Raw genomic sequence first — 7,965 nt, 5'->3', positions numbered from 1 at the left:
CCGGGACGCGAGTGTCATGCCGATGCACGCGACCTACGTCGACACGGCCGGGCTGTTGAGGTCGTGGGCAGACTCGAAAGCTTTTGGATTCAACGTCTACTACTACGCGTGGACCAAAGCTGCGGCCCGGATGGCGGTTCGGCTGCATCGTGAAGTCGGCTTCAGCGTCGCACAGCACGTGTCGCTCTCGCGTTGGTGGATGCCGTCACCCGCAGCCGTGCTGGCAAGCCGCGGCGTGCCGTTCGTCTGGGGACCGGTTGGTGCCGGCGAAGTGATGCCGCTGGCGTATCGAGGTGGCATCGGGCTGGGCGGGCACATCAAAGAGATCAGCCGCTGGCTGGCGAGGGAGACATTTCGACTCGACCCCGGCCTTCGACGTTGTGCCCGAGCCGCCACCGTCGGCGTGGCCGTGCCGGACGAGTCGGTTAGGCGACTGAGAGCACTAGGCGTGGAGCGTGTCGCCCGAAGCATGTCGCTGCCGTGCGACGTCGACGCGATGACGGACGTCGTTCCCGTCGACAAGCCGGACGGCCTGTTCCGAATCGTCTCCGGTGGCGGGGCGACGTACTGGAAGGTGCTCCATCTCGCGATTCGAGCCTTCGCCGAGGCGTTCCGCGACGTGCCGAACACGCAGTACGTCCACGTCTGCGGCGGGCCGCAGTTGCCGCGACTGCAGCGAGCGGCCGAGCGTCTCGGCATTGCGGATCGTGTTCATCTCGTCGGTGAGAAGCCGCACACCGAGAACCTTCGCTGGGTTAAGACCGCGGACATCTACGCGCTCACGGCCATGCGTGACAGCTCGGCGCACCTCTACGAGGCCATTGCGGCCGGTGTGCCGTGCGTGGTTTCGGACCTGATGAGCGGTCGCGTCGTCATCGATGAGACCTGCGGTCGTCGCGTCCCGATTGTGGGTGGCCCAGCCCAGTTCGTAGAGACCATGGCGAAGCACTTTCGAGAGCTTTTCGACGATGCAGAGCTTCGCAAGCGGCTCGGCGATGGCGCACGCCAGCGGGCCATCGAGTTCGGTACTGAGGCGTACGTGAAGCGGACGGACGAGTTGTTCTCCGACGTCATTCGCCAGGCCCGCTCGCACCGCGTTGTGGTCGGCGGCGATGCGGCCGAGCCGCCGGCCCGTACGCTGGCTGGGTGCTGACCCTCGAACGTGTCGTCGGTGTCGACTTCAGCGGTGCCGCCAAGGCTGGACGCAACGCGTGGATCGCCTCAGCGAACGTTGAAGGCGCGCGACTGATCGTGGACCAAGTCGAGCCGCTGGAGTCGCTCGCTGGCACGCCCGATCGAGCGCCGGCGCTGGCGGCACTGGTCGATGCGATTCAAGCCAGCGACAGAACGCTCTGGGCGATGGATTTCCCCTTCGGCCTGCCGATCGAACTCGGGCTCGGCGGTTGGACGAGGCAGTTGGCGTACCTCGCCGAGTGGTCAGGCGACGCGCGTGACTTCGGCCGGCATTGCGTCGACATCGCGGCAAAGAGGGTCGGCACGATGCACACGCGACGCGTGACCGACGTCGAGACGAAAACGCCGTTCGACTGCTACCACTACCGGATCATCTACCAGACGTTCCACGGCATGCGCGACGTGCTTCGGCCGCTCACGAAGGACCGCGCAACCGCGATCCTGCCTTTCCAGCATCGGCGGGCAGCGTCGGCGAGACGACTCGTCGTCGAAGCGTGTCCGAGCAGCACGCTCAAGCGGCTCGGCCTCCCGCACCAGCGGTACAAGCAGCCGACGGCCAAGCTGGTCGACGCTGCCCATCGTCTCGTCCGTGAAACGATCCTGAAGGGCTTGTCACGTTCGGTGAAGCTCAAGCCGCGTGTCCGGAAGACGCTGCTTGACAACCCCGGCGGCGACGCACTCGACGCCGTCATCGCAGCGGTCGGGGGTTGGCATGGCTGGCGAACACTCGGCACCGGGCACGAGGGCGCGGGCGGGCGCTATCCACGCGAGGGCCGCGTTTACGCGTAAGGCGTCACAAGCCGGCAGGACTGGCGGTCTCGGCGTTGTCAAGCCAGGACGATCGCGGTTTTTTCGTCGTTGCGCTGGGCGTGAACGCGCCGGGCAGCATTGCCGGTGCTTGCGCGAGCATCGGCCTCTCGAGACTCGCCAGCGAGCTGACCGGATCGGTCTTGATCGTCTGCCACAGCCGGCCGATCAGCATCGCAAAGCCAAAGGCCATCGGCGTGCCGAGCAGTGAGCCCTGCTTGAAGGACAGGATGACCTCGAACATGAACAGAGCCGCCAGCGCCGCCGCGACGCCCCGAAGCTGAGGATCTTCGCTGACCTTCGCGATGCGGTACGCGTTGTAAAACGTGACGGCCGTGAGTGAAACGAGCAGCGTGAAGCCGATGAACCCGAGCTCCCCGAGCACTTCGAGCAGCACGAGGTGTGGATAGAAGCCGATGATTTCTCCCGAATAGCTCGCGCTCGATCCGAGGCCGATGATCCAGGCGACGGGTCCCTCATCCCACCAGGATTCGAGCAGAATCCCGGCGGCGCCGAGTCGGCTTTCGCCGTAAGTCTCGACCATCTGAGCGGTGCTCCAGCGTTCGGATTCGGTGAGGCCTTGGGACTGGAACAGCAGGAACGTAATCCCTAGCACCAGCGCGACGCCGGCACCGACGACGACGAGCTGCTTGGCATTCTTCAGCTGACGCGACAACGGCAAAAAGAGCAGTCCAGCCGTGACGAGGGCAAACACTTGTCCACGGCTGTTGCTGCGGATGGCGATGAGCAAGCCGAGCACGACGACCGCGTAGCGGATGATCGTCATGGGTGTGCTCAGGCCCTTGAAGTTAAAGAGCAGCGCGATCAGGGCGATCCATCCTCCAAGCGAAGCGATCGCGAGCGGATTGCCCCTCTCATCTTTCACGGTTCCGCCAACGCCGGCGAAGGTGATCTCGCGCCCGGTCCAGTTGGTCGTTGTCAGCAGCAGCAGCAAAATGACCATGCCGAGGAAGACCGTCATGAGCAGGCCCGCCCTGGCATCAGCGAAGTCACGAACGATCAGCGGCATCAGCACAATGGCTGCGACGAGGTACGGGAACTGCTCCTTGATGTTGGCGGCCGACGTTGCCGGCACGGGCGACCAGAGCACCGACAGCACCACCCAGCCGAAGAGCGCTCCGATCAGAATCGCCACCGGCGGCACGCCGCCCTGGACGATGCCTTGACCCTTGACGACACGCATCATGAGCGCCCAAACGAGCAGGCCGCCCGTGGCCATGTTGGTGAGCGAGGAGTTGATGAAGAACCACGTTGATCGGCTCTGGGCCCACTGTTCCAGCCCGTACGTGCACAGGAACGCCGCCACCGCCACCGACGGCCGCCGGAAGACGGCGAGCATCACGAACCCGATGAAGGTCCAGTAAATCAGGAAGGTGCTGTCGAGCATCGGGCGGTGTGTCGGTGCGTGCGGGCCCGAAGAGCAGCGCTCACGGGCCCGACAAGTATCGGCTGCTCAATGGGGTCGGGCAAGTCGGCTCGACCTGACGCGGTGCCGGCGGTGGGGCGAAGGTCAACCTCGACCGCCCGATGGGCTGTGTTGGCCCGGTTTAAGACAAGAGATCGTTCAGGATTGCGATCTGGAGAGCAATCGTGACGACGAACTGCAGTGCGACGAAGATAAAGGCAAAGATTTGGGCCTCGGACCCGTCCATGTCGAGCATGATCTGCAGGCTGATGATGAGCATGCCCACATAAACCATGAAGCTGAAAATGCCACCCATGCCGATCAGGCTTTCGAGGGAAAACTCCGACGTCGCAGCAATCATGCTGCAGGCACCGAGTTGCAGGATCGTCGCCAGGAGCGTTCCTCCGGTGCTGATGCCAATCGAGCCGGCGATGAAGGCCGCGATGATGGCGACGAAGGTGTAAGTGAACGTCAGGATGCCGAAGATCAGGCCATAGATCGCCGCCCCCGTCAGGCCGTCGACGATCAGACCGATCAGCAGGAATATGACTGCGCACACACCCAGGCTGATCGTCGGAACCATCCACTCACGTCTCGCAATCTCCGCCTCGACCAGCTTGGCGTAGTCCTCGCGGCTGATCTTCTCGCCGGCCTTGTGGCGACGGACCGGCTTCTTGCCGGCGTTGGCGTTGCGATAGGCGAGCTTCGGCGGAGCACCGTCGGCAGTGGCCTGCACGATCCGAGGCCTCGGCGGCCGGGTCACCGGCGGCGGGTCGTCGTCCTTGAAGTCGTAGAGATCGTCGTCTGTCGCCATACCGCCCGCCGCAGCATCGCGAATCGGCCGGCCGAGTTCAAGATCTCACGCCCAGCCCGGCGGCTGACGCCACGTGTGCGGCCGGGCTGCCTGGCAGTGCAGACTTCGCCCGACGAGGTTGAGCGTCCAGCTCGACAGGGCGAACAGCAGTCGTGGCATCAAACTCATCGGAACTTCAGGCTCAGGTGACGCCGACGATCATCCATCGGCGGGATTGGGTGAAACACGAACGCGACGCCCGCCGGCAGCGTTTCGTCGGGCAGGTTGCGACGCGACAATTCGTCGAGCATGCGACGAGCGTCGTCCGCACCGAGCTTCTCTGCTGCGAACCAGTCCGCCTGCAGCACCTGACGCCGGCCGAGGCTCGGCCAGAGGCCCAGCAGGCCCAGCCAGCACCACGTGCTCATCACAGTCGCGAGCACGACGACGGTCCCGGCCGGGCCGTGATCGGAAAGGAGCCACGTCAGGGCGATGCCGCCCGCAATCCAGGCGATCGTGGCGACGGTCGTCGTGAGGCGATGGCCGAGCTTGAGGTGCCCGAATTCGCGGGCGATCAGCCCGGCGGCGATCTTCGGCTCAACCTCCGACAGCGACGTCGCCAGAAAAAGCTTCCGCGTCGGCCCGACGCCGTTCCAGCCACCGGCCAGCGACCGCTCGCCGTGGTCGTACCACGCGACGTTCGGGACCGGCAGGTTCATCGCCTCCAGCTCTGCCGAGACACGAAGCCACCATGACGAATCAGGCGCCGGAACGCGCGAAGTCGGTGACAGCGGGTAGACGACGTGGACGAACGACAGCACAAGCAGCCCGGCGATCGTCAGGAGCCACCACGCGTCGCCGCCCAGTCGCACGCTGAAGCCGACCACCGCCCCGGCCACCACGAGTCCGCCTGTCCACTGGAACAGGTGCACGAGGTACGGCCCGAAAATGCCCACGCCGTCGCGCCGCTGTCCGAACGCGACTTCGGTGCGGAAAGCTGCGATGTCCGGCCCGGCCTGCAGCAACGAGGCTCCGAAAGCCAGCAGCAGGGCGGCTATCGCACCCGCGAGTTCAGGTGGCCAGTTGGCGAAAGCTTGGTCGAGCGCCCCAGCAAGACCGAGCGGAGCCGCAATCCAAAGCGTCACGAGAATCAGCCCGATGCCGGTAATGCCACACCAAAGCCGACGCCGCTGGTACGTCGCGGAGGGCGGGCGCGATGGAGCTTCGACGGCCGTCGTCACGCAAGCAGGGTAAGACTGGCCGGCGTTGGAACTTTCAGGTCGGACGAATCGATCCGAATCAGTTGACCGGTCCGCCGATGGTGTCGATCAGGCGATCGAGGTCGACGGGCTTCGGAAAATAGTCGACCGTGCCCGAATCCGGCAGCATCTCGCCGATGACAGCCCGGTCGAAGTGGCCGCTGATCGCGACGACGCGGCGAGGCCGATGTGCGAGCGGAAGGCGGTTGGTCGCGTCGATCAGCTCGAAGCCGTCCATGCCGCCGGGCATGTGCAGATCGGTCAGCAGCACGTCAAACCGATCGTCCAACAAACGGCTCAGCCCCTCGGAGCCATCGCTCGCCGTGACAACCATCGCCCCAGCGTGACGCAGCAGTTTGGCCATCGCCCCGCGGGCGACCACGTCGTCTTCGACAAGCAGGACTTTGAGCGACATCGAACGTCAGCGTGTGGGTCAAAGCACCAGCACTGCCCGAACGCCGGGCGATGCCAATGCTACGCCGATCCACTGCGCCAAATCCCGTCGGTGTCTAACACCTCGTACGGCTTGAAGTCATTTTTGTAAGCCATCGCCCGGCAACCCTCGACCCAGAAGCCCAGGTAGTAGTGCGGCAGGTTCCGCTCGCGGCAGTAAGCGAGTTCAGCCAGCACGCCGAACGTGCCGACCGAGCGTTTCACCTCGTCCGGGTCGTAGTAGAAGTAAACGCTCGACAGCGAACGAGCGCCCTCGTCGCAAATGCCCACGCCGATGAGCCTGCCGGTGGCATCGCGATAGCAGAACTCGACCGTCTTGACCGGCGTATCGTAGAGGAAGTCGACGAAGCCCGGCCAGTCGAGGTGGTCGCGCTCGCCGTGACGGACACGCTGGTAGCGATGGTAAAGGTCGAACTTTTCAGGGGTCGGCTCGAGCCGGCCGTGCGTGACGTGCAGGTCGGCGTTGCGTCTGCCACAGCGGCGGAATCGTCTGCCCTCACTGAACTCGTCCACGAGCACACGCACGGGACGACACGATCGACAGCCGCGGCACGATGGCTGATAGATGACGTTGCCGCTGCGACGGAAACCGCGATCCATCAGACGCTCGTACGCCTCGGGCGGCATCGCATCGGCGAGGAAGGCGCGGTCACGCGCAACCCGGCCCGGCAAGTACGGGCACGGGTGCGATCCGAGCGACACCAGCGGCACAGGCAACCCAGGCGGAATCGATGGCCACCAGCTCCACCGCTGCATGCCATCCGAACCTTCGACCGGTGGCGATGAAACCGGCAGCCTCACCGGCGACGTGTGCGGCAACCCGCGGGCATCGTGCGAAATGTCGCCTGCTACATCGACCAAGAGGCTCCCGTACGACGCCCGTCCGACACCCCGGCCATCCTCGGCCACGGCTGAGTCGACAAGCTACGAAGTCGCGACGGGCCGCGTCGAGTGACTAACCCGAACCGCGCACAAAGTTTTCGCGAATCGCGCCGGCACGACCCGCACAGCGCCGACATCGGGAACAGCTTCCGCGCGTCATCCGCCAGCAGCGATGCCGAGGTGTCCCGTCTTTGCGAAGGCGGCGACGCCCGATCGCAAATCGTGCGTCGGCTTGTACCCGAACGCCTCGGCTGCCTTGGTGATGTCCGTCTCGGTGTGATCCTGCGTGAAGTCGAACGGATTCGGGAAGTAGTCCGGCGGCAAGTCGGTGCCGAGCTCTTCGTTCAAGCTGGCGACAAGGTCATTGAACGACCAGCTCGCCCCGGCACCGGCGTTGAAGACGTGGACTTGGCCTGCGTCGAGCGTTCCATCGCGGCTGGCCTGCTCCGCCTGAAGACTGGCCTCGACCACGTCGTCAACGTACACGAAATCGCGCCGCTGCTGCCCGGCCTCGAAGATGCGTGGCCTTTTGCCGGCACGCATCTGCTTGGCGAGCTGATGGACCATGCTCGCCAGAGGGCCTTTGTCGTCCTCGCGTGGTCCGTAGACGTTGCTGTAACGAAGACCGACCGGTGCGAAGGCCAGCTTGGGTGCCATCCGGCCGGCAAGACGTTCCTTGGCGAGCTTGCTGAAGGCGTAAGCGTTGAGCGGATCCGGGTCGGCCGATTCCCTCATCGGCACCGGGCCTCGGCCGTAAATCGAGCAGCTGCTGGCCCAGACGAGCGTCGAGCCCCAGGTGACGCAGCGATCCAGGACCTTTCGGAAGCCCTCGATGTTGTTCCGCAGGATCGCGGCGGAGCCGGCTGGCGAGGTGTCGGCCTTGCCGTCGGCTCCGATGACGCCGGTGACGCTTGCCTGGTGGAAAACCGCATCGAACGGCCCGAGCTTGTCCACAACGTCGAGATCGAGCGGGTGCGTCATCGTGACGACGTCGCCGCCCGCGTCGACGAACTCGACCAGGTTGCGCCACCGACCTTCGCCGAACGTGTCAGCCGCAACGACGTCATGGCCGTCGCGAGCGAGTCTGAGTGCGAGATTCGAGCCGATGAATCCGGCTCCGCCGGTGACGAGCGTCCGCATGAGCCGAGCGT

At 65.1% G+C, this 7,965-nt stretch carries 8 protein-coding genes; 2 read left to right on the top strand and 6 right to left on the bottom strand.

Annotated features, from left to right (window positions below; all coding sequences use genetic code 11):
* Both AAGI46_04900 and AAGI46_04895 read left to right on the top strand, forming a co-directional pair.
* On the top strand, positions 1-1,153 hold a 1,153-nt coding region (locus tag AAGI46_04900), incomplete at its 5' end, for a glycosyltransferase (protein MEM1011543.1).
* A complete protein-coding gene (locus AAGI46_04895; GenBank protein MEM1011542.1) occupies positions 1,147-1,983 on the top strand; it encodes a DUF429 domain-containing protein in 837 nt (278 codons plus the stop codon). The genes AAGI46_04900 and AAGI46_04895, both read left to right, overlap by 7 nt.
* Positions 1,984-1,987: 4 nt before the next feature.
* Here the strand turns inward: AAGI46_04895 and AAGI46_04890 are convergent, their stop codons facing one another.
* From AAGI46_04890 to AAGI46_04865, 6 genes are all read right to left on the bottom strand, one after another.
* A complete protein-coding gene (locus tag AAGI46_04890) occupies positions 1,988-3,409 on the bottom strand; it encodes a hypothetical protein (protein MEM1011541.1) in 1,422 nt (473 codons plus the stop codon).
* Between the two features lie 160 nt (positions 3,410-3,569).
* Positions 3,570-4,241 (bottom strand): hypothetical protein, encoded by a 672-nt coding sequence (locus AAGI46_04885; GenBank protein MEM1011540.1) that lies wholly within the window; start codon positions 4,239-4,241, stop codon positions 3,570-3,572.
* A 164-nt stretch (positions 4,242-4,405) separates the two neighbouring features.
* The gene (locus AAGI46_04880) at positions 4,406-5,461 is read right to left on the bottom strand and encodes a hypothetical protein (GenBank protein MEM1011539.1); all 1,056 of its coding nucleotides are present in this window, start codon (positions 5,459-5,461) and stop codon (positions 4,406-4,408) included.
* A gap of 58 nt (positions 5,462-5,519) precedes the next feature.
* Positions 5,520-5,894, bottom strand: a complete 375-nt coding sequence (locus AAGI46_04875) for a response regulator (GenBank protein MEM1011538.1) — start codon at positions 5,892-5,894, stop codon at positions 5,520-5,522.
* 59 nt (positions 5,895-5,953) lie between these two features.
* Positions 5,954-6,688 carry an arginyltransferase gene (locus AAGI46_04870; protein ID MEM1011537.1) on the bottom strand — a complete coding sequence of 245 codons (735 nt, stop codon included), beginning with the start codon at positions 6,686-6,688 and terminating at the stop codon, positions 5,954-5,956.
* Positions 6,689-6,970: 282 nt separating this feature from the next.
* Positions 6,971-7,954, bottom strand: coding sequence for an NAD-dependent epimerase/dehydratase family protein (locus AAGI46_04865; protein MEM1011536.1), 984 nt, complete (start codon positions 7,952-7,954; stop codon positions 6,971-6,973).
* Positions 7,955-7,965 lie beyond the last annotated feature (11 nt).

It is taken from the genome of Planctomycetota bacterium, from assembly GCA_038746835.1.
Lineage (GTDB): Bacteria > Planctomycetota > Phycisphaerae > Tepidisphaerales > Tepidisphaeraceae > JBCDKH01.
The sequence above is the reverse complement of the archived record's forward strand: the minus strand, read 5'-3'. Positions and strand labels throughout refer to the sequence as shown.